This window comes from Nocardia sp. NPDC058176 (genome assembly GCF_042883805.1).
GTDB lineage: Bacteria > Actinomycetota > Actinomycetes > Mycobacteriales > Mycobacteriaceae > Nocardia.
The window spans coordinates 307,717-330,371 of record NZ_JBHVVA010000006.1; the positions used below are offsets into that span (position 1 = coordinate 307,717).

Below are 22,655 nucleotides of genomic sequence, written 5' to 3' on the forward strand. Positions count from 1 at the left end.
CTGCGGTGCAATTCGAACGCGCTATGGCATGGCCTCAACCGCCGTGGTGGTCGCCCAGCCGAGAGTGGTCGATTCGCACCGAATCGAGCTCCGGACCAGTCCCTTATCTGCGACATGTACAACTTTCGCACGGACTCCGACTACGAAAATAGGACACGGTCTGCGGTGAACGCGGTACACGCATGGTCGGGTTCGAGGTAGGTGGAGATATGACCGGCAAGAGCGGTGGATCGGGAAACGCGCTGATGCCCTCAGTCGTCGGTGTCGTCGCTGGTGGTGCACTTGCGGTGATCGTCTATTTTCCCGTGGTTGCCTGGCTGCAGAATGTTCTCGATGTTCCCGAACTCACACCGGTTCCCGCACAATTTCGAGGCGACACGGCGCCGATATCGATGTGGTACTGGGCAACGTGGCTGATTCCGGCACTCGTCGTGATTCCCACCGGATTGGCATTGTCTTTGTGGCGTCGGATCCGGGTTTTCGCACTGGTGTCCACGGCAACTTTCGTCCTGGGTTCTGTCGCAGTTGCTGCTGTCGTGATCTCATTCGAAACCAACGGATTCGCACCGGACTGATCGGGTCGTGCTGGAGAAGTTGGGCGGACAGGATTCCCTCCCGTCAGGGTATTCCGCTCAGAAGCTCGGGGGTGTTCCGATGAACAGGAAACGGCTCGGTTGGTCGGAGTCGTTGAACCAGCGGTGGGGAATCGTGGCCGCGTAGTAGGCGGTGTCGCCGGGCGTGAGGATGTGGTCGGTGCCGTCGATGACGAGGCGGACTTGGCCTTCGATCACGTAGACGAATTCCTCGCCGTCGTGGGTGGTCGCGGAGTCGGCGCTGCTGTGTGGTCCGGCGGTGACCTCGTTGCAGTCCATCAGCCGGGTGCCGCCGACGCAGAAGCGCACGACGGCCGACGGGCTCAGCTCGTAGGAGCGGGACTCGGCGGCGCGGACGATCCTGGTCGGTGAGCGGCTGCCCTGCTCGAGCAGGTCGTGGGCGGTGGTGCCGAGGGCTTTGGCGATGCGGTGCAGGTTGAGCACGCTGGGCGTGGTTCGCCCGTTCTCGACCTGGCTGAGGAACGGCTGGGAGAGCTCGGTCTTGTCCGCCAGGCCGGTCAGCGTGATGCCCGCGGCCTTGCGTGCCGACCGGATCGATGCGCCGAGCGAGCGCGCGAGCATGAGCTGATCTTCGTCCTCCACGCGCAAAAGCTATCAGGTGATCGAGGGTGCACCCGTGCCGTCCGAACGGCTGACCGGGGCGCTTAACACGCCGTCACACCCGGAAACGACGTCGTTACCGCATAGATCCGAGCAATAAACTATTGAGCTGGACGATATGGGCATGCCCCGAAAGGAGAAGCCCATGTCGCGCCACGATCCGCGGTCCGGGTTCGAGGTCCCGGTCGTCGACATCAGCGCCTACACCGGTTCTGGTGGCGCCGAGGAACGTGCCGAGGTCGCCCGCCGGATGGACAAGGCCTGCGAGACGGTCGGATTCGTCCAGATAGTCGGCCATCGAGTGCCCGAGGGGGTTCTCGCCGGGCTCGCCGCCGCGGTCGACTCGTTCTTCGCGCTGCCGCTGGCGGTGAAGAAGGCCTACCGCGTCGAAGGCAATCGCGGCTACAGCCCGCCCAAGAGCGAGTCGCTGAGCCTGAGCCTCGGCCTCGAGTCCGCCAGCCGCATGAACGACTTCTTCGAGGCGTTCAACGTCGGCACCGAAGCCCGCTCGTTCCCCGAACTCGCGCTGTCGGAGGAGGACTACGGGCTCAACGTGTGGCCCGAGATCGCCGGATTCCGCGGCCGTGTCGAGGCGTACTTCGAGCACGCGGCCCGTGTCGCGCGCACCCTGACCACGGTGTTCGCCGACGCGCTCGACCTGCCCGGTGACTACTTCGAGTCGCTCACCGACCACTCCATCGACGTGCTGCGCATGAACAACTACGCGCTGCCGGAGGGCACCGTCACCCTCGACGGCGAGCTGACCGGAATGGGCGAACACACCGACTTCGGGCTGGTGACCGTGCTGTGGGCCGACCAGGTCGCCGGGCTCCAGGTGCTCGGCCGCGACGGCGACTGGCACGATGTCGCGCCCATCGACAACGCACTGCTGATCAACCTCGGCGACCTGACCGCCCGGCTGACCAACGACCGCTGGATGTCGACCCTGCACCGGGTCAAGCCACCGATCGTCGAGGGCACCATCCAGCGCCGCCGTTCGGTCGCGTTCTTCCACGACGGCAACGTCGATGCCACCATCGCGACCCTGCCCAGCCACCTCGACGCGGATGGCGGCCTGGCCTACGAGCCGATCCTGGTTCGCGACCACGTCCACGCCAAGCTGGCCGGCTCGCGGCAGGGCAAGGCGAACACCGCGGCGGTGCGGGAGGCGGCGCGGGTGCTCGCCGCCGGTGCGCGGGTGACCTCGTGACCGGCGCGCACGCCGTGTTGATCCATGGCGCGTGGGCCGGACCGTGGGTGTGGGACCGGATCGCCCCGTCGCTCGAACACGCGGGGCTGCAACCGGTTCCGGTGACCCTGCCAGGCGTCGGGCCCACCGCCGCCGGTCCGCCGGTGGGGCTGGGTGAGGTCGCCGCCGCCGTCATCGCGCAGATCGCCACGCTGCGCGGGCCGCTGGTCCTCGTCGGCCACTCCGGGGGCGGCGTGGTCGCCACCGAGGTCGCCGAGCGCCTCGCCGAGCGGGTCGCGGGTGTGGTGTTCGTGGCCGGGATGATGCTCCCGTCGGGCCGGTCGTTCCCCGACCTCTGCCGCGACGTCGGGCTCGGGCCCACCGTCGGCATCGGCGCCCATCTCGAGATCAGCGACGACGGCCGGATCAGCCGGGTCCCGCCCGCCGCGGCCGCGACGATCTTCTTCCACGGCGCGGCGCCCGCCGACGCGATCACTGCCGCGAACAGGGTTGCCGCGCAACAGGAATCAGCGCGCTTCCTGGTTCCGTCATGGACCGCGCACCGTTTCGGCGCGCTGCCGCGCCTCTACATCGAGGCCACCGAAGACCGCTCTGTCCCGCTCGCCGTGCAGCGGCGGATGCAGGAACTCACCCCCGGCGCCCAGGTGCACACCCTCGACAGCGATCACGCACCGCAACTGTGCCTGCCCGACGCCACGGCGGCGGCGATCCTGTCCTTCTCCTCGACCGTCCTCGGTGTGGGAGTCGCATCGTGAACATGCCACGGACGCGCCGGATCTGGCAGCGACTCACCCTCGCCGTGCGTGCGGAGATCGCCACGGCCTTCCCGCCACAGGGCAGTACCGCCGAACAGCGGCAGCCGCACCACCGCCCACTCCCGCAGCTGTGGTGCTGAAACCGTCCGCGGCCGTTGCGCCGGCTCGACCATTTCTATGCTGAAAAGTTGCTGATGCGTGTGACATCACGGGGGTCTTCGGGCACAATCGTTATCGTTACTGCTGATGCGCATGGAACCCGCTGAGGCTGCAGTGACTGTTTGTGACGATTGTCCTGAGGAAACGGTGTCGCGCCCGGGGTGGTAACGCCCCGGTGCGGCACCGGATCAGTGGGTGGCTCACCCGTGGATCAGGCGATGCCGCCCGATAACCGACCAGCCGGTGGCGCGTGCCGTCCGGCCGTGAGGAAGGGCGCGCGCGTGAGACGAACAATCCTGCGACGATTACTCTTCGGCTTCGTCGCCACCATGGTCACCACCCTGATTCTCGCCGGTCCCGCCTGGTCACAGACCGGCAGCGCGTCCGGCTCCGGTGATTCCGGGTCCGGCGGTTCGGGATCTGGCTCGGGCAGCTCCAGCGGATCGGGCGCGATCCCGCTACCCAGCGCCACCGGCATCGGCGCGCTCACCGCCGCCACCACCCAGATCGGCAAGCCCTACGAATGGGGCGCGATGGGCCCGCACTCGTGGGACTGCTCGGCACTGGTCCAGTGGGCGTTCCGGCAGGTCGGCGTCCACCTGCCGCGCACCACCTGGGAGCAGGCCGAGGTCGGCATGCCGGTGACCTTCGGCGGCCTGGCCCCAGGCGATGTCGTCGTCCTCAACGGCGACGGGTCCCACGTCGGCATCTACGCGGGTATGGGGCACATCCTCGACGCCCGTGACTGGGGTGTCCCGGTCGGGCTGCACCCCCTGCGCGAGTACGACATCTTCACGATCCGGCGCTTCTGAATCCTCAGTCCACGAGCTGGCGCAGCAGTGGCCCGTACTCGGGATGGGCCAGCGCCGAGGCGAACTGGGCGACCAGGTAGTCGGCCGGGTTGCCGGTGTCGTACCAGCGGCCCTGGATCACCTGGCCGTACACCGCGTGATTGGCGGCGTAGTTGTTGATCGCGTCGGTCAGGTACACCTCACCGGTCTTGTGGGTGTACCAGTTCTCGGTCTGGGCCTGCAGTTCCTCGATGATGCCGGGGGTCACCACGTAGCCGCCGATGGCCGCGAACGCCGAGGGGGCGTCCTCGGGCTTGGGCTTCTCCATCAGGCCGGAGATGCGCAGCAGCCCGTCGTCGAGGTCCTCGCGCACCACCGGCACGCCGTAGCGCTGGGATTCACCCGGCTCCATCGGCAGCAGCGCGAGCACCGGGCAGCCGGTGGACTCGTAGGCGGTGATCAACTGCTGGGCGCGCGGGACCTCGGCGACGAACACGTCGTCGGGCCACAGCACCAGCATCGGCTCGTCACCGAGGTGCCGCGCCGCGTTGAGCACCGGGGTGCCGTTGCCGTAGGGGCCGTGCTGGTCGAGGTAGGTGATGTGACCGGCGCGCGAGAGCTCGCCGACCTCCTCCACCGCGTCGGCGTAGGCGGACTTGCCGTCGGCGCGGAGCTGGGCCACCAGGGCGGGATTGGGCCGGAAGTGATCCTGGATGAGGGACTTGCCGCTGCTCACGACGATGGTGATGTCGGTGATCCCGGAGGAGACCAGCTCACGCACGGTGTGCTCGATGACGGGCTTGTCCCCGACCGGCAGCATCTCCTTCGGCGTCGCCTTGGTCAGCGGAAGCAGCCGGGAGCCGATTCCCGCAGCCGGAATGACAGCCTTACGGATCTTCATCCACCGATCATCACATATCCGGCTGTGTCGCCGCTGTGGCACGGCGGACACCAGGGACCGAAGACCTGTCGGAGCCGGCGCGTAGATTGCGGGCGTGAGCACCGATGCCACCGCCCCGGCCAGGGCTGATGCGGCCGTCACCGCCCGCCGCTGGGTGCTGCACATCGATATGGACGCCTTCTTCGCCTCGGCCGAGCAGTTGACGCGGCCCACCCTGCGCGGCCGCCCCGTCCTGGTCGGCGGCGCGGGTCAGCGCGGTGTCGTCGCGGGTGCCAGCTACGAGGCGCGGGTGTACGGCGCGCGCTCGGCCATGCCCATGCATCAGGCCCGGCGGCTGATCGGTGTCTCGGCGGTGGTGGTGCCCCCGCGTGGCGCCGTGTATTCGGTACTGAGCGCGCAGGTGTTCGACACGCTGCGCGGCTGCGTTCCCGTCCTGGAGACGCTCTCCTTCGACGAGGCCTTCGCCGAACCGGCCGAACTGGCGGGGGCCAGCGTCGAGCGGGTCGAACAGTACTGCGCGATGCTGCGCGAACTGGTCCGCGCCAGAACCGGTCTCACCGCCTCGATCGGGGCAGGGACCGGCAAGCAGCTGGCCAAGATCGGCTCCGGCCTGGCCAAACCCGATGGCATGCGGGTGATCTCACCGGCCGAACAGGGGGAACTGCTGGCCGCGCTGCCGGTGCGCAAACTGTGGGGGATCGGCCCGGTGGCCGAGAGCAGGTTGCGCGGTCTCGGGATCGAGACGGTCGGCGCGTTCGCCGCGCTGCCGGAATCGGAGGCCGCCTCGATCCTCGGCGGCAGTGTCGGGGCCGCGCTGCACCGGCTCGCCCGCGGCATCGACGACCGGCCGGTCGCCGAACGCGCCGAGGCCAAACAGATCAGCGCCGAGAACACCTACGAACGCGACATCGTCACCCTGCCCGACCTGCGTGTCGCGGTGACGGCGATGGCCGCCGCCGCGCACCGCAGGCTCGAACGGGACGGGCGCGCGGCGCGCACCGTCGTGCTCAAACTCAAGAAATCCGATATGGGCATCGTGACGAGATCGTTCACCCTGCCCTACGCCACCGCCGACCTGTCCACCCTGTCGGCGGCCGCGCAGCGCTCGGCGATCGATCCGGTCGAGCTGGGACCGATCCGGCTGGTCGGCGTCGGGTACGGCGGGCTCTCGGACGTGCGCCAGGAGTCGCTGTTCCCCGAACTCGACCAGACGGTGCCCGACGATGTGGGCGTCGAATCGGCCGATCGCACCGGGGCGCCACCGGCCGAGGCCGACGAGCCGCTGAATATGCCTGCGGGGCAATGGTTTCCGGGCACGGATGTGCACCACCCCGAATTCGGGCACGGCTGGGTGCAGGGCGCTGGCTACGGCGTGGTGACCGTGCGGTTCGAGACCAGCTCGACAGGTCCGGGTCCGGCGCGTACTTTTCCTGCCGACGACAGCGGGTTGTCGCGGGCCGATCCGCTCGGCAGCCTCGCCTGAGGAGTAGCCTCGGCTACCGCGATGAAATCCCGCCCACCCCGAACGCAAAGGACGAGTGGATGAAGCTTCGTAGGACCGGACGTGTCGCGATCGCGGGCCTGGCCGTGGTCGCCGTTTTGGGCATGAGTGCGTGCAGCGACGACAAGGACGACTCGACCGCCGCCACGACCACCACCAGCGCGGCCGCCGCCCCGACGACCGCCGCCGCCGACCTCCCGGCGGTGCCGACCGTCGAGGAGCTCAACGCCCAGCTCAACACCGCGCTGGATCCCTCGATCCCGAACGAGGAGAAGCTGGACTTCGTGCAGGGCGGCGAGGCCGATCCGGAGCTGCCGAACCGGCTCGCCCAGGCCGCGCAGGATGCCGGTGTGGTCGTCGTGGTGACCGAGGTGACCTCCTTCGGTGAAAGCGTGAACGCCACGGCCGACTTCACGATCAACGAGCAGACCAACGTCGTCGACGTGCCGTTCGTGGCCGAGGACGGCAAGTGGAAGGTCCAGAAGACCTGGGCCTGCACCATGCTCACCAACCTGGGCCAGCAGTCGGTCGCCTGCGCCTGATCCGCCACGTTCGCCGAGCCCCGGCCGGAGTGATCATCCGGTCGGGGCTTTCGCGTGTCCGATCCGGAATCCGGTTGCCGTCGAATCGCGGTGTCACCGGCACGGCTACTATCGGGCCCCGTGGTAGAGACGATCGTGCGGCAAGGGCATCCGCCCAAGGATGCTTCGGGACCGGCGCGACGGGGTGATCGCCCCGGCTGGGCACGCACGGTCGCGATCGTCGCCGGATTGATCGCCGTGCTCACCGCCGTCGCGATTCCCTTCCTGCCCGTGCGGGTCGACGCCGCGACCATCTCCTGGCCGCAGCAGGGCTCGCCCGCCGCCGTCGAATCACCGCTGGTCGCCTACGCGCCCGCCGAGATGTCGGCGACCATTCCGTGTGCGGCGTTCGGTTCGCTGGCCGAATCCGGGGGCGTCGTCGCCTCCACCGTGCCGCGCCAGTCCGCCGACATGGAGCGCTACGGCTTCGTCGTCAAGGTCGTCGCCGACACCGAGGAGCGGCCCGGCCGCGTCGACGTGGTGTCGCGGTCGACGCTGATCTGGACCGCCGCGCTCGCGGACGTGCGCGACCGCGCGTGCGGCCTGGCCATCGCGATCACGCCACAGCAGGCCACGGTCACCCCGACCGGTGTCGACCTGCCCGGCGCGACCCTCGACCGTGACCTTCGCCCCCAGGTCGTCGGCGTGTTCAGCGAGCTCACCGGCGCCGCACCGGCCGATCTCGCCGTCACCATCGATGTGGATTCGCGCTACATCTCCTCGCCCACCTGGCTCAAGCTGAGCGCGATCGCGCTGTGCCTGCTGGCCACCGCGCTGGCCCTGTTCGCCCTGCACAAGCTCGACGCCCGCGACGGCCGGTCCCCGCGCCGGTTCCTGCCGCAGCGCTGGTGGCGGCTGCGCCCGGTCGACTGGCTGGTGTTCTCGGTGCTGGGCGTGTGGCACTTCATCGGCGCCAACACCTCCGACGACGGCTACATCCTCGGCATGGCGCGCGGCGCGCAGAGTTCGGGCAACATGTCGAACTACTACCGCTGGTTCAGCGTCGACGAGGGACCGTTCTACACCCCCTACACCGACATCATCGGCTGGATCTCCCAGCTGTCCGCGGTCAGCCCGCTGGTCCGCCTGCCCGCCCTTGGCGCGGGCATCCTCACCTGGTGGCTGATCAGCCGCGAAGTGCTGCCCCGTCTCGGCGTCGCCTTGCGCCGCAGTCCGGCCGTCACGTGGACCGCCGCGCTGGTGTTCCTGGCGTTCTGGCTGCCCTACAACAACGGCCTGCGCGCGGAATTCGTGGTGGCGCTGGGTGTGCTGGTCACCTGGGTCTCGGTCGAACGAGCCATCGCGACGCGACGATTGTTGCCCTTCGCGGTGGCGGTGATCGTGGCCGCGTTGACGCTCACCGGTGCGCCGTCGGGGTTGATCTGCCTGGGTGCGCTGGTCGCGGGTGCGCGCACGATGACCGCGGTACTTCTACAGCGGGCGAAGTCGGTGGGCTATGTCGCGTTGATCTTGCCGATCCTGGCCGCGGGCACGGCGGTGTTCACCGTTGTGTTCGCGGACCGGACACTGGCGGGGGTGCGGGAGATGTCCGCGGTCCACGGCCAGATCGGCCCCGGCGAGGGGCAGGCGTGGTTCATGGAGTTCCTGCGCTACCAGTTCCTGCTGCAGTTCAACGCCGACGGCTGGCTGACCCGCCGCTTCGGCGTGTTCGTGATGGTGCTCGGCCTGATCGTCTGCATCGCCATGATGCTGCGCCGAGGCGGTCATATCCCCGGTACGGCGGTCGGTCCGACGCGACGTCTGCTCGGCATCACCCTGGCCGCGATGGCGCTGATGATGTTCTCGCCCACCAAGTGGACCCATCAGTTCGGCGTGTTCGCCGGGCTGGCCACCTGCGTTGCCGCGCTGACCGCCGTGGCAGTGAGCTCGACCGTGCTGCGGACGTTGCGCAACCGCGCGCTGTTCGCGGCTGCGGTCTTCTTCGCTCTCGCGATGACCTTCGTGGCTCCCAACGGATACTGGTATGTCTCCGCGTGGAGTATCCCGTGGTGGGACAAGCCGCCGACGTTCGCAGGCTTTGGAATCGCTACCCTGTTCGCGGGGCTGACGGTCCTGGCCCTCGCGATCGCCGCCTGGTTCCACATCCACCCGAATCCGTCGACAAAGCAGAGTCGGGTGACGGGCCTGCCGGTCCTGGCCATCGCTGCCGCGATGATGGTGCTGTTCGAGCTGGCCTCGTTCGCGAAGGCGAGCATCGCCCAGTATCCGGCCTACTCGCTGGCCAGCTCCAATTTCTCCGCGGCCTTCGCCGGTGGCTGTGGCATGGCCGACGAAGTGCTGGTGGAGACCGATCCGAACGCATCGATCCTGGCCCCGCTGACCGGCGACCTCACGACCACCATGGCGGGCACGGAATCGGCGGGCTTCGCCCCTGACGGCGTGGCGCCTGTGCTCACCTCCGACGAAGTGGAATCGACCACCGGGCAGGCGAATTCGGTCTCCGATGATCCCGATACTCTGCGCGACGCCTCGACCTCGGCGGGTTCGGAGTCACGGCAGGGTTCGCTGCGGCTCCCGTTCGGGCTCGACTCCGAGACGACCCCGGTGCTCGGCAGCTACCGATCCGGCGCACAGGAACCGGCCGCGCTGACGACCGGATGGTTCCGCCTGCCCGACGGCCCGCGCGGACCGCTGCTCGCCATCGCGGCGGCGGGGCGTATCCACTCGGTCAATCGCGACGGAGTGGTCCGTCCCGGTCAAGAACTCGCCGTCGAGTACGGCACCGCGGGCGTCGACGGCGCGGTCACCGTGACCGGTCGGGCCACCCCGCTCGACATCGGCCCCGCGCCCAGCTGGCGTAACCTGCGCGTACCGATGGATCAGGTCGCTCCCGATGCCGACGTGGTCCGCTTGGTCGCCACTGATCGCGACCTCGGCCCAGACCAGTGGCTCGCGGTCACCCCGCCGCGTATGCCGCAGACCACGACGTTGAACTCGCTGGTCGGTTCGCGCACCCCCGTCCTGTTGGACTGGGCTGTCGGCCTGCACTTCCCGTGCCAGAACCACATGCCCACCTACAACGGCATCGCGGAGCTGCCGGGCTACCGCATCCTCCCTGACCGCAACGGCGCCACCATCACCAACCTGTGGCAGGGCCACGACGGCGGCGGCCCCCTCGGCTGGACCCAACTCCTCTTCACCGCCCGCACCCTGCCCACCTATCTGAACAACGATTGGGAACGAGACTGGGGCTCGATCGAGCAATACCTCCCCCTTGACCCCACTGCTACCCAGGCCGAAGTGACCCTCGAATCCACCAACCGCTGGGGCACCTGGACCCCCGGCCCCATCATCACCGCCTGGTAAGTCCACAACTTCAAGATCATCACGCTCTGGTGGCGTTCGCTTCTCGACCGATGCCGCCACCAGAGCGTGGTGATCGGCTGTCCGGATGGATTGCCGGCGATAGTCGACCTGGTCGGCGCCTTCGGACGGGTATCCACTGTCCGTCGATGCGCATCGTCGCGGAGACGGTGATGATCGGTGCGGGTCGTGGGATCACGACTGCATCGTGCCGACGAGCCGGGGCAGGTCGCCAGATGGTGGGTTGCCGGCGAGCCGGGGCCGTCGGCGCTCGGTGGGTCGGCGGGGATTGTGGTGATGCGCGAGGCCAGGGACCGTGGGGTTGGGCCCGTTTGTCGACGGCCGGTGGGTCAGCGGGAGTTGGTGGCTATGCGCAGGGCGAGGTCGGGGAGATCGGCGCCGGTGAGGCCGGGGTAGCCGTGGAGCATGGCGCGCCAGCGGGCGGGGACGGCGGAGGCACCCCAGCGGGCGCCGAGCAGGCCGCCCGCGATAGCGGCGGTGGTGTCGGTGTCGTTGCCCGCGCGGACGCAGGCCGACAAAGCGAGCGGGAGGTGCTCGGGCCCGGACTGGTCGGTGGTGGTGATGGCCCACCACGCGGTCTGCAGGGCGTGCACGACCCAGCCGTTGTTCGGGAAGTCGGCGGGGGTGCCCTGTTCGGCCTCGTCGAGGCGGGCGGTCCAGTACGCGGAATGTGGTGAGCCGCTGACGTATTCGCGCACGCCGGCGAAATCGGCGTTGAGCACGGCGTGGCGGACCGCGTAGGTCCACAGCTTGCAGGCGTCCACGGCGTGCTCGTCGTAGTGGGTGAGCATTCCGATCCGGCCCGCCGCCGCGACGCATTCGGCGGGGTCGTCGAGGTAGGCGAGGGCGACCGGGGCGGTGCGCATCAGCGACCCGTTGCCGCCGGTGCGCCCGGTGAGCGACTGGGCCTGGGCCAGCATGGCCAGCGCCGACCCTGGTCGTTCCGACAGCACGAGGCCGGTCTGGGTGCCGATGTCGGGTGGGTTCGAGTCGTACCAGCGCACGAATCCCGCGGCCACGGAATCGAGATCGATCCCCGGCCCCCGCACCGCGGCCAGCACGATCGCCAGGGCCATCGAGGTGTCGTCGGTCCACTCGCCGGGCGCCCAGTCGAACGCGCCGCCGCCGATCATGTCGATCACCGTTTCCGGTGCGGGCCTGGTGAATTCGTACCCGGCGCCCAGCGCGTCGCCCGCGGCGCCGCCCACCAGCACCCCGGCCACCCGATCGGAGAACCCCGCCTCGTGCACCGTCTCCGCCTCTCTCGGGTGACCGCTCTGCGATTGTCCGATTGTCGAGCCTACCGGTCGGCATGTGCCCGGCACCAAGAATTCTGACGCGCCGCGCCGACTCGACCGCAGCGTGTGGTCGGCGTGTCGCGCGGGTGGCCGGTAGCGGCGAGTTGTCCGGTTGTGGCGCAACGGGTCCGGCATGTCGACGAGCACCGGCGTCGACAGTCACGATCAGGCTGCGAGACGGTGTGTCCTGCCGTGTCGCGGACAAGAGCGGTGGGTCAGGCGGTCGCCGCTGCGGCCGACCGGGCCCGCCGGGTGCGCCGGGAGCGGCGCAGCGCGTCGGTGGTGAAGATGATCAGTCCCGCCCAGATCAGGGCGAAGCCGATCCAGCGGGAGGCGGGCATGGGCTCGTGCATGACCGCGACGCCCCAGACCATCTGCAAGCCCGGGGTCAGATACTGCAGGATGCCCATCGTCGACAGCGGCACTCGCTGCGCGGCCACGGCGAACAGCAGCAGCGGCACGAGGGTGACCGGCCCGGTGGCCATCATCAGCCCGAAATGGGCCGGGCTGGAGGTGAACTCGCTGCTGCCCATGGCCACCAGCACGATCACGAAGGCCAGCGCGAACGGCGCGGCGACGATGCCCTCGGCGGCGATCCCGGGCAGCGCGTCCAGGCGGATCACCTTCTTCACCAGGCCGTAGGTGGCGAACGAGCAGGCGAGCACGAGCGCGATCCAGGGCGGACGGCCGTAGTCGACGGTGAGCACCACCACCGCGACCGCGCCGAATCCCAGCGCCACCCACTGCGCCCTGGTGAGCCGTTCGCGGAACAGCACCACGCCGAACGCCACCGTGACCAGCGGATTGATGAAGTACCCCAGCGCGCACTCCACGACGTGCCCGGTGATCACCCCGAACACGTAGGTGCCCCAGTTGATCGAGATCGCCGCCGAGGCCGCCGCCGCCAACCGCCAGGTCCGCGCATCGATGCCGCGCAGCTGACGCAGCCGCCCGGTGACCGCGAGCACGATCAGCACCACGACCAGCGTCCACAGGATGCGCTGGGCCACCACCTCGGCGGGCGAGGCGAATGCCAGCAGTCCGAAGAACGCGGGGAACAAGCCCCAGATCAGATAGGCGCCCGCACCGAACGCGACACCGGGCGGCGAGGGGCTGCGCTGCATTCGTCCCATGTTACGACTGACGTAGCCTGACGTGCATGTCCATATCCGTGCAGGAGCCCGCGGCCGCCGGGCTCACCGCAGCACAGGTCGAACAGCGTCGCCGTGACGGGCACACCAACGACGTCCCGGCCAGAGCGAGCCGTTCGGTCGGTGAGATCGTCCGCGCGAACGTCTTCACCCGCATCAACGCCATCCTCGGTGTGCTGCTGGTGCTGGTGCTGTCCACCGGCTCGATCATCGACGGCATGTTCGGGTTGCTCATCGTCGCCAACAGCGCGGTCGGCATCATCCAGGAGGTCAGGGCCAAGCGGACCCTCGATCAGCTGGCGATCGTCAGCCAGGCCAAGCCGACGGTGCGCCGCGACGGCGTCGCCGCGCAGGTCTCGCCGGGCGAGGTGGTGCTCGACGACCTGATCGAGCTCGGCCCCGGCGACCAGATCGTGGTCGACGGCGAGGTCGAGGAGTCCGCCTCGCTCGAGATCGACGAATCGCTGCTCACCGGTGAGGCCGACCCGATCGACAAGGGCGTCGGCGCGCCGGTGATGTCGGGCAGCTTCGTCGTGTCCGGCTCGGGCGCCTACCGCGCGACCAAGGTCGGCAAGGACGCCTACGCGGCGAAACTGGCCGAGGAGGCCAGCAAGTTCACCCTGGTGCACTCGGAACTGCGCTCCGGCATCGACAAGATCCTGAAGTTCATCACCTACCTGCTCATCCCCGCCGGTCTGCTCAGCATCTACAACCAGCTGTTCTCCAGCGGCGAGCAGTGGCGGCCCGCGGTCACCGGCATGGTCGCCGCCCTGGTGCCGATGGTGCCGGAGGGCCTGGTGCTGATGACCTCCATCGCCTTCGCCGTCGGCGTGGTCCGGCTGGGCAAGCGCAACTGCCTGGTGCAGGAACTGCCCGCCATCGAGGGCCTGGCCCGCGTCGACGTGGTGTGTGCCGACAAGACCGGCACGCTCACCGAGAACGGCATGCGCCTGTCCCAGATCGAGCCGCTCGGCTCCTTCGACGAGGCCCAGGTCCGCGCGGTACTCGCCGCCCTGGCCGGTGACGATCCGCGCCCGAATGCCAGCGTGCAGGCCATCGCCGAGGCGCTGCCCGACACGCCCGACTGGAACCAGACCGCGATCGCGCCGTTCTCCTCGGCCAAGAAGTGGAGCGGCATCTCCTACGGCGAGCACGGCGACTGGCTGCTCGGCGCCCCCGACGTGCTGCTCGATGCCGGCTCCGCCGAGGCGGCCCACGCCGAACAGCTCGGTTCCTCGGGCCTGCGCGTGCTGCTGTTGGCGCGCGGCGACCGCCCCGTCGACGCCGACGACGCGCCCGGCCAGGTCTCGCCCGCCGCGCTGGTGGTGCTCGAGCAGAAGGTGCGTCCCGACGCCAAGGAGACGCTGGAGTACTTCGCCGAGCAGCAGGTCTCGATCAAGGTGATCTCCGGCGACAACGCCGTCTCGGTCGGTGCGGTCGCCTCCTCGCTCGATCTGCCCGGCGGCGATCACGCCGTCGACGCGCGCAAGCTGCCCGAGGACCGCGAGGAACTCGCCGACGTGCTCGACCACGAGACCACCTTCGGCCGGGTCCGGCCCGACCAGAAGCGCGCCATGGTCGGCGCCCTGCAGTCGCGCGGGCACACCGTCGCCATGACCGGGGACGGCGTCAACGACGTGCTGGCCCTCAAGGACGCCGACATCGGCGTCGCGATGGGCGCGGGCAGCCCGGCCACCCGCGCGGTGGCCCAGATCGTGTTGCTGGACAACAAGTTCGCGACCCTGCCGTTCGTGGTGGGGGAGGGCCGCCGGGTGATCGGCAACATCGAGCGGGTGTCGAACCTGTTCCTCACCAAGACCGTGTACTCGGTGCTGCTGGCCTTCCTCGTCGGCATCGCGGGGGTGGGTTCGCAGATCTTCGGCTACGACCCGATCGGCTACCCGTTCCTGCCGCGCCACGTCACCATCGCGGCCTGGTTCACCATCGGCATCCCCGCGTTCATCCTGTCGCTGGCGCCCAACAACGAGCGCGCCCGCACCGGCTTCGTCGGCCGGGTGATGCGCCTCGCGGTGCCCTCGGGCGTGGTGATCGGTGTCGCGACGTTCATCGCCTACCTCATCGCCTACGCGGGTCCGGAGGCCTCGGAGACGCAGAAGGTGCAGGCGGGCACCACCGCGCTGATCACGCTGATCATGATCGCGGTGTGGGTGCTGGCGCTGGTGGCCCGGCCGTACGTGTGGTGGAAGGTGGTGCTGATCGCGGTGTCGGTGCTGGCCTACGTCGCGCTGTTCACGATTCCGTTCACCCGCGAGTTCTTCAAGCTCGACCCGTCCAATCCGCGCCTGACCGCCGCCGCGGTGATCTGCGGTCTGGTCGGCATCGTGCTGGTCGAACTGGCGTGGTGGGTGCAGGCGCGGCTGTCCGGCAACCGGGGAAAGTTCATCCCCGCGGTGGGTGCCCAGGGCGCGTGAGAACCGGCTGACCTGGCCGGGTTCGCTTCGAGAACCCTTGTGCAGAGCGAACATTCGGTGTTGGAGTACCTTTGCGCACTATGGAGGTATTGCTGCACCAGATCGACGCGTTCGCCGACGCACCGTTCTCGGGCAACCCGGCCGCGGTCATGCCGCTGCCCGGCTGGCTGCCGGATGCGCTGCTGCAACAACTGGCCGAGGAGAACAACCTCGCCGAGACCGCGTTCTATATCTCCGAGTTACCCCCGGACGCCGGCGGTCCGCCCGGGGAATGGCCCGCCTTCCACCTGCGCTGGTTCACCCCGGCCGTCGAGGTGGACATGTGCGGGCACGCCACCCTCGCCGCCGCCACCCAGATCATCGAGGACGTCCACCCCGAACACGACCGGGTCAGCTTCTACACCCGCTCCGGCTGGCTGCACGTCGACCGCACCGACGACGACGAGTACGTCCTGAACCTGCCCGCCCTCGCCTCGGTCGAGGTGGCACCGAATCCGGCGCTGGTCGCCGCCCTCGGTGTCACCCCCGTGTGCGCGCACACCGGTCAGGACGAGGTGATCGTCGTCGCCACCGAGGCCGAAGTACGTGATGCCACACCGGATTTCGGTGCCTTCCCGGCCCTGCGTCGCGGCGTGATCCTCACCGCCCCCGGCACCGCGACCGACATCGTCTCCCGCTTCTTCGCGCCCGGCGTCGGCGTCCCCGAGGACCCGGTCACCGGTTCCGCCCACGCCCAGCTGATCCCGCTGTGGAGCCGCGATCTCGGCCGCACCACCCTGTCGGCGCGCCAGCTCTCCCGCCGCGGCGGCAGCCTGCGCGCCGAACTCACCGACGACCGCGTCCTGCTGCTGGGCCGCTGCCGCCGCTACCTCGACGGCGTCGTCACCCTGCCGGACTGATCCGTGTCCACCCCGGTCGCCGCCGTGTCGAGAACACGCCGGTGGCCGGGCCACCAGACCCGCTCGCCCGCCAGGAAGGTCAGCGCGGGCACCAGGACCGTGCGCACGAGCAGGGTGTCGAGCAGCACGCCGAAGGCCACGGTGAAGCCCAGCTGGACCAGCGCGACCACCGGCAGCGTGGTCAGGACGGCGAAGGTCGCCGCCAGCACCACCCCCGCCGAGGTGATCACCCCGCCGGTGACGGCGAGACCACGCAGCATCCCCGCCTTCGTGCCGATGCGCGCGGCCTCCTCGCGGGCCCGGGTGACGAGGAAGATGTTGTAGTCCACGCCGAGGGCGACCAGGAACAGCAAGGCCATCAGCACCAGTTCCGAACTCAGGCCGTGGAAGCCGAAGACGTGCTGGAAGCACAGCACGCTCGCCCCGAGCGCGGCCGCGAACGACGCGACGACGGTGAGGACCAGCCCGATCGGGGCGACCAGGGCGCGCAGCAGCACGGCCAGCACCGCGGTCACCACGAGCAGGATCAGCGGGATGACGACCCGGCGATCGCGGGCGGAGGCTTCGGCGGTGTCCAGGCCCGCCGCGCTCGGCCCGCCGACGACCGTGCCGGGCGCGATCGTGGCGAGGTCGGCGCGCAGCCGTTCGATGGTGGCCGATTCGGCCGCGGACCCGGCCGGATCGCTGGGGACCGCGGTGACCTCGGCGATCGTCTCGCCGGCTCGCCCGTATTCGACGTCGCCGATGCCCGGGTCGGCGCCCACCGCCTCGTACACGGCGGTCGCGGCATCGCGGGGGCCGATGATGGTCAGCGGGGTGCCCGCGCGCTCCGGGAAGTGCTCGGCGATCGTGCCGAGCCCGGTCACCGACTCCGGCGCGGTGACGAATTGATCGGCGCGCGACAGTGTTCCGGTCTCACCCAGCAGGCCCAGGCTCAGTCCGGCGAGCACCGCGACCGCCGCCAGCGCGCTGAGCGCGGGCCGCCCGGCGATGCGGACACCGATCCTGGCCCACACGCCGCCGGTCGACGGCGTCGCGGTGTCGGGGCGCGGAATGCGCGGCCAGAAGATCCACCGCCCGCACAGCACCAGCAGCGCGGGGAACAGCGTCACCATCACCAGCAGCGTGCACACGATGCCCGCCGCGCCGACCGGGCCCATCCCGGCCGCGCTGTTCATGTCGGCGGCGAGCAGGCACAGCAGCCCCAGGCTCACGGTGGCGGCCGAGGCGGCGATCGCGGGTGCGGTGTGGCGCAGCGCGGTCAGCATCGCGTGTCCCGGTTCGGCGGTGCGGCCCAGTTCCTCCCGGTAGCGCGCGACGATCAGCAGCGCGTAGTCGGTCCCGACCCCGAACACGAGGATCGTCAGCACGGCCGCGCTCTGATCGTTGACGGTGAGCCCGAAACCACGGGCCAGCCAGTACACCGCCGCCATCGCCGCGACATTCGCCGCCGCCACCGAGAGCAGCGGAATCAGCCACAGCAGCGGACTGCGGTAGGTCAGCAGCAGGATCACCGTCACCACCAGCACCGTGACGGCGAGGAGTTGCTCGTCGACACCGTCGAAGGCGCTCTCGAAGTCGGCGTCGAGCGCGCCGGGACCGCTCACCTCGACGGTGAGCCCGGCGGGACGCTCGGTGACGGCCGCCCGCAATCGCGCGATGTAGTCCGCGGGTTCACCGTGGGTGGTCGCGACGAAGATCGGGAACATCAGCGCCTGCCCGTCGGCGGACGCGAGCGGTAGGCCGGGCCCGAGGACGCTGCCGTATTCGGCGCGCAGGCGGGCATAGTGTTCGACGGCGGTCGCCCGGTCGGTCTCGGTGAGCCCGGCCGGGCGCTGGTAGACCACCAGGAACGTGCTCTCGGTGCCGCCGGGCAGCGTGGCCGACAGTTCCTCGGCCATCGTCGACTGCGCCGAGGCGGGCAGATAGTCGGTCTCCTTGTCGGACATGACCGATTCGAGTTCGCCGGCGAACGGGAACAGCGCGGCCACCGCCACGATCCACAGGCCGAGTAGCAACCATGCGCCGGTGCGCGGCGCGGACGGAATTCTCATGTCGAGCAGCGTCGCGTGTCCCCGGCGCCGAATCATCGGCCCGCGGAACGGTTTCGCGCGTACTCCGCGCGGAGTACGCGCCGCGGCCGCGACTGCCGGACAATGAGTGGTCATGGACCGGCGAACACAAGGCGATTGCGCGCTCACCGCGGTGGTGCTCGCCGTCGAACTCGCGCTCGCGCACATGTTCGCGGGTGAGCGCCCACTCGACCTGCTCGGCACGGTCCTGCTGGTCGGTTCGGCCCTGCCGCTGCTGGCGCGCAGCCGGGCGCCGATGCTCGTGCTGGCCGCGCACCTGGTGATCGTGTTCCCGTACCACGCGCTGGAATACCAGCACGAGGCCGCTTTTCCCGCGGCCATGATCGCGCTGTACACCGTTGCCCTGCACGGTAATCGGCGCCGGACCGGGATCGTCATCGCGCTGGTCGTCGCGCTCGGGGTGATCGGCATGGTCGTCTCGCCCGAGGTAGGGGAGAATCTGCCGGTGCAGGCCTTCGGTACGACGGGCTGGATCGTGCTGTCCTGTGTCGCCGGGGAAGCGGTGCGGTTGCATCGCGCCTATCTCGCGGCGATGCTCGACCGGGCCGAACGTGCCGAACGCTCGCGCGACGAGGAGGCCGAGCGCCGGGTGGAGCGGGAGCGGCTGCGGATCGCGCGTGATCTGCACGATCTGCTCGCGCACACGATCACCGTCATCCAGGTGCAGGCCGGGGTGGCCGGGCATCTGCTCGCGGAGGGGCAGGCGGACGCGGGCGTGCTCGCCGCCGCCCTCGACACCATCGCCGATGCCTGCGCCGACGCCCGTGCCGAACTCGGCGCGACCGTCGGCGTGCTCCGGGCGCCCGGCGGGGACTCACGGGCACCGCTGCCCACCCTGGATCAGCTTCCGGCACTGGCGGATACCGTGCGCGCGGCCGGAATCGAGGTGAGCACGGTCAGTACCGGACAGGTGCGCCCGCTCGCGCCGACCGTCGAGCTGGTGGCTTACCGGATCATCGGCGAGGCGCTGACCAATGTCGTCAAACACGCCGGGGCGCGGTCGGTTCGGGTGGAACTGGACCATCGGGCCGGTGCGCTGGTCGTGGTCGTCGCCGATGACGGGCACGGATCGGTCGGTGGGACAACGGGATTCGGCATCATCGGGATGGCCGAGCGCGCCGCGGCGATCGGCGGCAGCCTCCGCACCGATTCCACGTCGACCGGATTCGTCGTCACCGCGGTGCTACCGCTGACCGCGGTGGGCGATCCCGCCCCGAGCGTGGCCGCGGCGCCCGCCGGAGCAGGAAGCGGCACACCGTGATCCGGGTCGTACTGGCCGACGACCAGGCGCTGGTGCGCGGCGCCTTCGCACTGCTGGTCGGCGCGGCCGCCGACCTCACGGTCGTGGGCGAGGCAGCCACCGGCACCGAGGCGATCGCGCTGGCGCGTTCCGAACGCGCCGATGTGGTCGTGATGGACATCCGGATGCCCGAGCTGGACGGCATCGCCGCCACCGCGCGCATCGCCGCCGACGAGGACCTCGCCGGGGTACGCGTTCTCGTACTCACCACCTACGAGTCCGACGACAACGTGCTCGCCGCGCTGCGGGCGGGCGCCAGCGGATTCCTGATCAAGGACACCAAACCCGCCGCGCTGCTCGACGCCATCCGCACCGTCGCCGCGGGGGAGTCGCTGCTCTCGCCCGGCGCCACCGCCACCGTGATCGCCCGGGTCCGCGCGGTGCCCGATCCGCGCCCGCGCCCCGGTCTCGGCACCCTCACCGACCGGGAACTCGATGTGCTGATCCTGCTCGCCCGCGGCATGTCCAACGCCGAGATCGCCGAACGGCTGGTTGTCAGCCCGCTCACCGTGAAGACCCACGTGAGCCGGATCCTCGCCAAACTCCTTGCCCGCGACCGGGTTCAGCTCGTCATCGCGGCCTACGAAGCAGGCTTGGTCATGCCGGCGAACCCGCCGGTCGACCCGATGCGGCGATGAGGTGGCGCGGCGATCACGGCGCGGGGACCGACCGAGCCGCCCGTGTCACCGAGACCGTGGCCGGACCGGGATGGAAGAGGGGCACCCGGACCAGCCGCACCCTATTCGGCCGGGACGGGTCCGTCGTCCGGGGTGGGGGTGATCGTGCCGGTCGACCCGGGAAGCAGGGGCGCGACCGCGAAGCGTCCGGCGATGGCGTCGGCGGGGAGGGCTTGGACCGCGCGGACACCCGGTCGGCCTGCCAGCTCGCGGAGTTCGGGGAGGGTGCCGCGCACCACGAGCCCGGCCGTGCAGGCGCAGCCGGCGCGCAGGCGGGCCTCGGTGATCCGGGCGATGTCGGTGGTGCGCTGATCCAGTTGGCGCTGGGCGGCGAGCAGTCCGGCCGCCGCGTCGGCGGAGTTCAGCGCGGGAATGTCCCCGGCGGGAGTGCCGACCGTGATCACCGGGGTCTGTACCCGGTCGATCGGCACGTGCTGGATCACCCCGGAGATCCGGAGGCCGTCTGCGGCCGCCGGAATCTGTTGCGGGGTCAGGTATTCGGTGAAGGAGACCAGCGCCCAGCGGGGCTCGGTGCCTGCCCCGTCGAGTGACGCGCGCGCCTCGCTCAGGTAGTCGTCGACCTGCTCGCCCGGTGCGGGGCCGAGCCGGTCGGTCGCGACGGCCATCGATGGTCGCGGATTGATGATCCCGAGGACCACCACGACCACGGCGAGCACCACCGCACCGCCGAGGAACGCCGCGGTGCGCACGGGGTGTTCGCGCCAGCCGTCCCGGGGCGCGGCGGGTGCGTCGCCCGCTTCGCGGATCAGCGCCGCCAGGACCTCCCCGTCGACGGACCCGCCTCGACTGCTCCCACGGCCGTCCGGCGCCGATGTCGGCGACGGTTCGGACGACCGCGGGTCGTCAGGCATTGCGTAGTACGTCCAAGGCGCCCGCCAGATCCGCGGGATACTCACTGGTGATCTCGAGCCAGCGGCCGTCGGCGGGATGGTTGAACCCGAGCTGGCGCGCGTGCAGCCACTGCCGTTCCAGGCCGAGGCGCTTGGCCAGGGTCGGGTCGGCGCCGTAGGTGAGGTCACCGGCGCAGGGGTGGCGCACCGCGGAGAAGTGCACCCGGATCTGATGGGTGCGGCCGGTCTCGAGGTGGACGTCGAGCAGGCTGGCGGACTGGAACGCCTCGATCGTGTCGTAGTGGGTGACGCTGGGCCTGCCGTCGCCGGTCACCGCGAACTTCCAGGCGTTGCCGCGCGCCCGCCCGATCGGCGCGTCGATGGTGCCGCTGCTCGGATCCGGGTGTCCCTGCACGAGAGCATGGTATTGCTTGTCGACCGTGCGCTGCTTGAAGGCGCGCTTGAGCGCCGTGTACGCGTGTTCGGACTGGGCGACCACCATCACCCCGGAGGTGCCCACATCGAGGCGGTGCACGATGCCCTGGCGCTCGTGCGCGCCGGAGGTGGAGATGCGGTAGCCCATCGCCGCCAGCCCGCCGACCACCGTCGGTCCGGTCCAGCCGACGCCGGGATGCGCGGCGACGCCGATCGGCTTGTCGACGGCGACGATGTCGTCGTCGGCGTAGAGGATCTTCAACCCGTCCACCGGCGTGGCCTCGACGGTCACTTCCCGCTTGGGTTCGGGGAAGATCACTTCCAGCCAGGCGCCCGCGGTGAGCCGGTCGGACTTGCCCGCGGCGGTCCCGTCGATCTGCACCGACCCTTCCTCGGCCAGCGCGGCGACCGCGGTGCGTGACAGTCCGAGCAGCCGGGCCAGGCCCGCGTCGACCCGCATCCCGTCCAGTCCGTCGGGTACGGGCATCGTTCTGGTTTCTCTCACGCGGTCTCCTCGCTGGTGTGTTTGCGACCGCTGCGGGTGCCGTCCGGTTCGAAGCCGAAGACGGTGAGCGCGACCAACAGGATCGCCCCGCACACGATGGCCGAGTCGGCCACATTGAAGACCGGCCACCAGCCGATGGCGACGAAATCGACCACATGGCCCTGCAGCGGACCCGGGGAGCGGAAGAACCGGTCGACGAGATTGCCCAGCGCGCCGCCGAGCACCATCCCGAGCCCGATCGCCCACCAGAGCGAACGCAGGGTGCGCCCGATCCGGATCACCCCGATCACCACCGCGACGGCGATCAACGTCAGCAGCCAGGTCATGCCGGTCGCCATCGAGAACGCCGCGCCCGGATTGCGCACCAGGGTGAAGCGCGCGAAATCACCGATGATCGGCACCGATTCGCCGGGCTCGATCAGGGCGACGGCGAGACACTTGGTCAGCAGGTCGAATCCGAACAGCACGGCGGCGATGATCAGCAGCAGCGGCAACCGTCGGCGACCAGCGAGTTTCGGCTCGTCGGCGGCCGCTGGCACGGCATCGGTCGCCGGTGC

20 protein-coding genes are annotated in these 22,655 nt (G+C 70.1%); 12 read left to right on the top strand and 8 right to left on the bottom strand.

The genetic code is table 11. The features are described 5' to 3' along the window. Positions 1 to 209 precede the first annotated feature (209 nt). Positions 210 to 575 carry a hypothetical protein gene (locus ACFVVM_RS27960; RefSeq protein ID WP_387624194.1) on the top strand — a complete coding sequence of 122 codons (366 nt, stop codon included), beginning with the start codon at positions 210 to 212 and terminating at the stop codon, positions 573 to 575. Between the two features lie 57 nt (positions 576 to 632). Here ACFVVM_RS27960 and ACFVVM_RS27965 read toward each other — a convergent pair whose 3' ends face one another. Then, a complete protein-coding gene (locus ACFVVM_RS27965; RefSeq protein WP_387624197.1) occupies positions 633 to 1,196 on the bottom strand; it encodes a helix-turn-helix domain-containing protein in 564 nt (187 codons plus the stop codon). Positions 1,197 to 1,359: 163 nt separating this feature from the next. Between ACFVVM_RS27965 and ACFVVM_RS27970 the strand changes: the two genes are divergently transcribed. From ACFVVM_RS27970 to ACFVVM_RS27985, 4 genes are all read left to right on the top strand, one after another. Then, the gene (locus ACFVVM_RS27970; protein WP_387624200.1) at positions 1,360 to 2,424 is read left to right on the top strand and encodes an isopenicillin N synthase family dioxygenase; all 1,065 of its coding nucleotides are present in this window, start codon (positions 1,360 to 1,362) and stop codon (positions 2,422 to 2,424) included. Further along, positions 2,421 to 3,179 carry an alpha/beta fold hydrolase gene (locus ACFVVM_RS27975; RefSeq protein ID WP_387624202.1) on the top strand — a complete coding sequence of 253 codons (759 nt, stop codon included), beginning with the start codon at positions 2,421 to 2,423 and terminating at the stop codon, positions 3,177 to 3,179. The genes ACFVVM_RS27970 and ACFVVM_RS27975 overlap by 4 nt, the downstream gene beginning before the upstream one ends. Before the next feature lie 2 nt (positions 3,180 to 3,181). Continuing rightward, positions 3,182 to 3,319 carry a hypothetical protein gene (locus ACFVVM_RS27980; RefSeq protein ID WP_387624204.1) on the top strand — a complete coding sequence of 46 codons (138 nt, stop codon included), beginning with the start codon at positions 3,182 to 3,184 and terminating at the stop codon, positions 3,317 to 3,319. 300 nt (positions 3,320 to 3,619) lie between these two features. Beyond that, on the top strand, positions 3,620 to 4,150 hold the full coding sequence (locus ACFVVM_RS27985) for an NlpC/P60 family protein (protein WP_387624207.1): 531 nt from the start codon (positions 3,620 to 3,622) through the stop codon (positions 4,148 to 4,150). Positions 4,151 to 4,154: 4 nt separating this feature from the next. On the opposite strand, the gene ACFVVM_RS27990 is transcribed toward ACFVVM_RS27985, so the two are convergent. After that, positions 4,155 to 5,030, bottom strand: a complete 876-nt coding sequence (locus ACFVVM_RS27990) for a UTP--glucose-1-phosphate uridylyltransferase (RefSeq protein WP_387624210.1) — start codon at positions 5,028 to 5,030, stop codon at positions 4,155 to 4,157. 169 nt (positions 5,031 to 5,199) lie between these two features. Between ACFVVM_RS27990 and ACFVVM_RS27995 the strand changes: the two genes are divergently transcribed. The 3 genes from ACFVVM_RS27995 to ACFVVM_RS28005 all read left to right on the top strand — a co-directional run bounded on the left by ACFVVM_RS27995 (position 5,200) and on the right by ACFVVM_RS28005 (position 10,439). Then, on the top strand, positions 5,200 to 6,513 hold the full coding sequence (locus tag ACFVVM_RS27995; RefSeq protein ID WP_387624359.1) for a DNA polymerase IV: 1,314 nt from the start codon (positions 5,200 to 5,202) through the stop codon (positions 6,511 to 6,513). Positions 6,514 to 6,572: 59 nt separating this feature from the next. Further along, positions 6,573 to 7,073: a hypothetical protein gene (locus tag ACFVVM_RS28000; RefSeq protein WP_387624213.1), complete on the top strand. Its 501-nt coding sequence runs from the start codon at positions 6,573 to 6,575 to the stop codon at positions 7,071 to 7,073. Between the two features lie 120 nt (positions 7,074 to 7,193). Then, on the top strand, positions 7,194 to 10,439 hold the full coding sequence (locus ACFVVM_RS28005; protein WP_387624216.1) for an arabinosyltransferase domain-containing protein: 3,246 nt from the start codon (positions 7,194 to 7,196) through the stop codon (positions 10,437 to 10,439). Between the two features lie 347 nt (positions 10,440 to 10,786). On the opposite strand, the gene ACFVVM_RS28010 is transcribed toward ACFVVM_RS28005, so the two are convergent. Next, positions 10,787 to 11,707, bottom strand: a complete 921-nt coding sequence (locus ACFVVM_RS28010; protein ID WP_387624219.1) for an ADP-ribosylglycohydrolase family protein — start codon at positions 11,705 to 11,707, stop codon at positions 10,787 to 10,789. Positions 11,708 to 11,970: 263 nt separating this feature from the next. Next, positions 11,971 to 12,879, bottom strand: coding sequence for an EamA family transporter RarD (rarD, locus tag ACFVVM_RS28015; protein ID WP_387624222.1), 909 nt, complete (start codon positions 12,877 to 12,879; stop codon positions 11,971 to 11,973). A gap of 35 nt (positions 12,880 to 12,914) precedes the next feature. Between rarD and ACFVVM_RS28020 the strand changes: the two genes are divergently transcribed. Further along, positions 12,915 to 15,338, top strand: a complete 2,424-nt coding sequence (locus tag ACFVVM_RS28020; protein WP_387624224.1) for a cation-translocating P-type ATPase — start codon at positions 12,915 to 12,917, stop codon at positions 15,336 to 15,338. An 80-nt stretch (positions 15,339 to 15,418) separates the two neighbouring features. Continuing rightward, on the top strand, positions 15,419 to 16,237 hold the full coding sequence (locus tag ACFVVM_RS28025) for a PhzF family phenazine biosynthesis protein (protein ID WP_387624226.1): 819 nt from the start codon (positions 15,419 to 15,421) through the stop codon (positions 16,235 to 16,237). On the opposite strand, the gene ACFVVM_RS28030 is transcribed toward ACFVVM_RS28025, so the two are convergent. After that, positions 16,204 to 18,291: an MMPL family transporter gene (locus ACFVVM_RS28030; RefSeq protein WP_387624229.1), complete on the bottom strand. Its 2,088-nt coding sequence runs from the start codon at positions 18,289 to 18,291 to the stop codon at positions 16,204 to 16,206. The two genes, ACFVVM_RS28025 and ACFVVM_RS28030, sit on opposite strands and share 34 nt — an antisense overlap. A 112-nt stretch (positions 18,292 to 18,403) precedes the next feature. Here ACFVVM_RS28030 and ACFVVM_RS28035 point away from each other — a divergent pair, with 112 nt between their 5' ends. After that, positions 18,404 to 19,591, top strand: coding sequence for a sensor histidine kinase (locus ACFVVM_RS28035; protein WP_387624232.1), 1,188 nt, complete (start codon positions 18,404 to 18,406; stop codon positions 19,589 to 19,591). After that, positions 19,588 to 20,268 carry a response regulator gene (locus ACFVVM_RS28040; protein WP_387624235.1) on the top strand — a complete coding sequence of 227 codons (681 nt, stop codon included), beginning with the start codon at positions 19,588 to 19,590 and terminating at the stop codon, positions 20,266 to 20,268. The genes ACFVVM_RS28035 and ACFVVM_RS28040 overlap by 4 nt, the downstream gene beginning before the upstream one ends. Before the next feature lie 101 nt (positions 20,269 to 20,369). On the opposite strand, the gene ACFVVM_RS28045 is transcribed toward ACFVVM_RS28040, so the two are convergent. From ACFVVM_RS28045 to lspA, 3 genes are read right to left on the bottom strand one after another with little or no spacing between them, the layout of a single operon-like run. Continuing rightward, the gene (locus ACFVVM_RS28045) at positions 20,370 to 21,179 is read right to left on the bottom strand and encodes a hypothetical protein (protein WP_387624238.1); all 810 of its coding nucleotides are present in this window, start codon (positions 21,177 to 21,179) and stop codon (positions 20,370 to 20,372) included. Next, positions 21,172 to 22,098, bottom strand: a complete 927-nt coding sequence (locus ACFVVM_RS28050; RefSeq protein WP_387624241.1) for an RluA family pseudouridine synthase — start codon at positions 22,096 to 22,098, stop codon at positions 21,172 to 21,174. The genes ACFVVM_RS28045 and ACFVVM_RS28050 overlap by 8 nt, the downstream gene beginning before the upstream one ends. Further along, complete coding sequence (lspA, locus tag ACFVVM_RS28055) at positions 22,095 to 22,637, bottom strand: signal peptidase II (RefSeq protein ID WP_387624361.1); 543 nt, start codon at positions 22,635 to 22,637, stop codon at positions 22,095 to 22,097. The genes ACFVVM_RS28050 and lspA overlap by 4 nt, the downstream gene beginning before the upstream one ends. Positions 22,638 to 22,655 lie beyond the last annotated feature (18 nt).

Bases quoted from the DNA above. Each gene is read 5' to 3' on its own strand.
- ACFVVM_RS27980 (WP_387624204.1), top strand. From the start codon at position 3,182: ATGCCACGGACGCGCCGGATCTGGCAGCGACTCACCCTCGCCGTGCGT.
- ACFVVM_RS27995 (WP_387624359.1), top strand. From the start codon at position 5,200: ATGGACGCCTTCTTCGCCTCGGCCGAGCAGTTGACGCGGCCCACCCTG.
- ACFVVM_RS28030 (WP_387624229.1), bottom strand. From the start codon at position 18,291: ATGAGAATTCCGTCCGCGCCGCGCACCGGCGCATGGTTGCTACTCGGC.
- ACFVVM_RS27970 (WP_387624200.1), top strand. From the start codon at position 1,360: ATGTCGCGCCACGATCCGCGGTCCGGGTTCGAGGTCCCGGTCGTCGAC.
- ACFVVM_RS27960 (WP_387624194.1), top strand. From the start codon at position 210: ATGACCGGCAAGAGCGGTGGATCGGGAAACGCGCTGATGCCCTCAGTC.
- ACFVVM_RS28025 (WP_387624226.1), top strand. From the start codon at position 15,419: ATGGAGGTATTGCTGCACCAGATCGACGCGTTCGCCGACGCACCGTTC.
- rarD (WP_387624222.1), bottom strand. From the start codon at position 12,879: ATGCAGCGCAGCCCCTCGCCGCCCGGTGTCGCGTTCGGTGCGGGCGCC.
- ACFVVM_RS28000 (WP_387624213.1), top strand. From the start codon at position 6,573: ATGAAGCTTCGTAGGACCGGACGTGTCGCGATCGCGGGCCTGGCCGTG.
- ACFVVM_RS28035 (WP_387624232.1), top strand. From the start codon at position 18,404: ATGGACCGGCGAACACAAGGCGATTGCGCGCTCACCGCGGTGGTGCTC.
- ACFVVM_RS28045 (WP_387624238.1), bottom strand. From the start codon at position 21,179: ATGCCTGACGACCCGCGGTCGTCCGAACCGTCGCCGACATCGGCGCCG.
- ACFVVM_RS27990 (WP_387624210.1), bottom strand. From the start codon at position 5,030: ATGAAGATCCGTAAGGCTGTCATTCCGGCTGCGGGAATCGGCTCCCGG.
- ACFVVM_RS28020 (WP_387624224.1), top strand. From the start codon at position 12,915: ATGTCCATATCCGTGCAGGAGCCCGCGGCCGCCGGGCTCACCGCAGCA.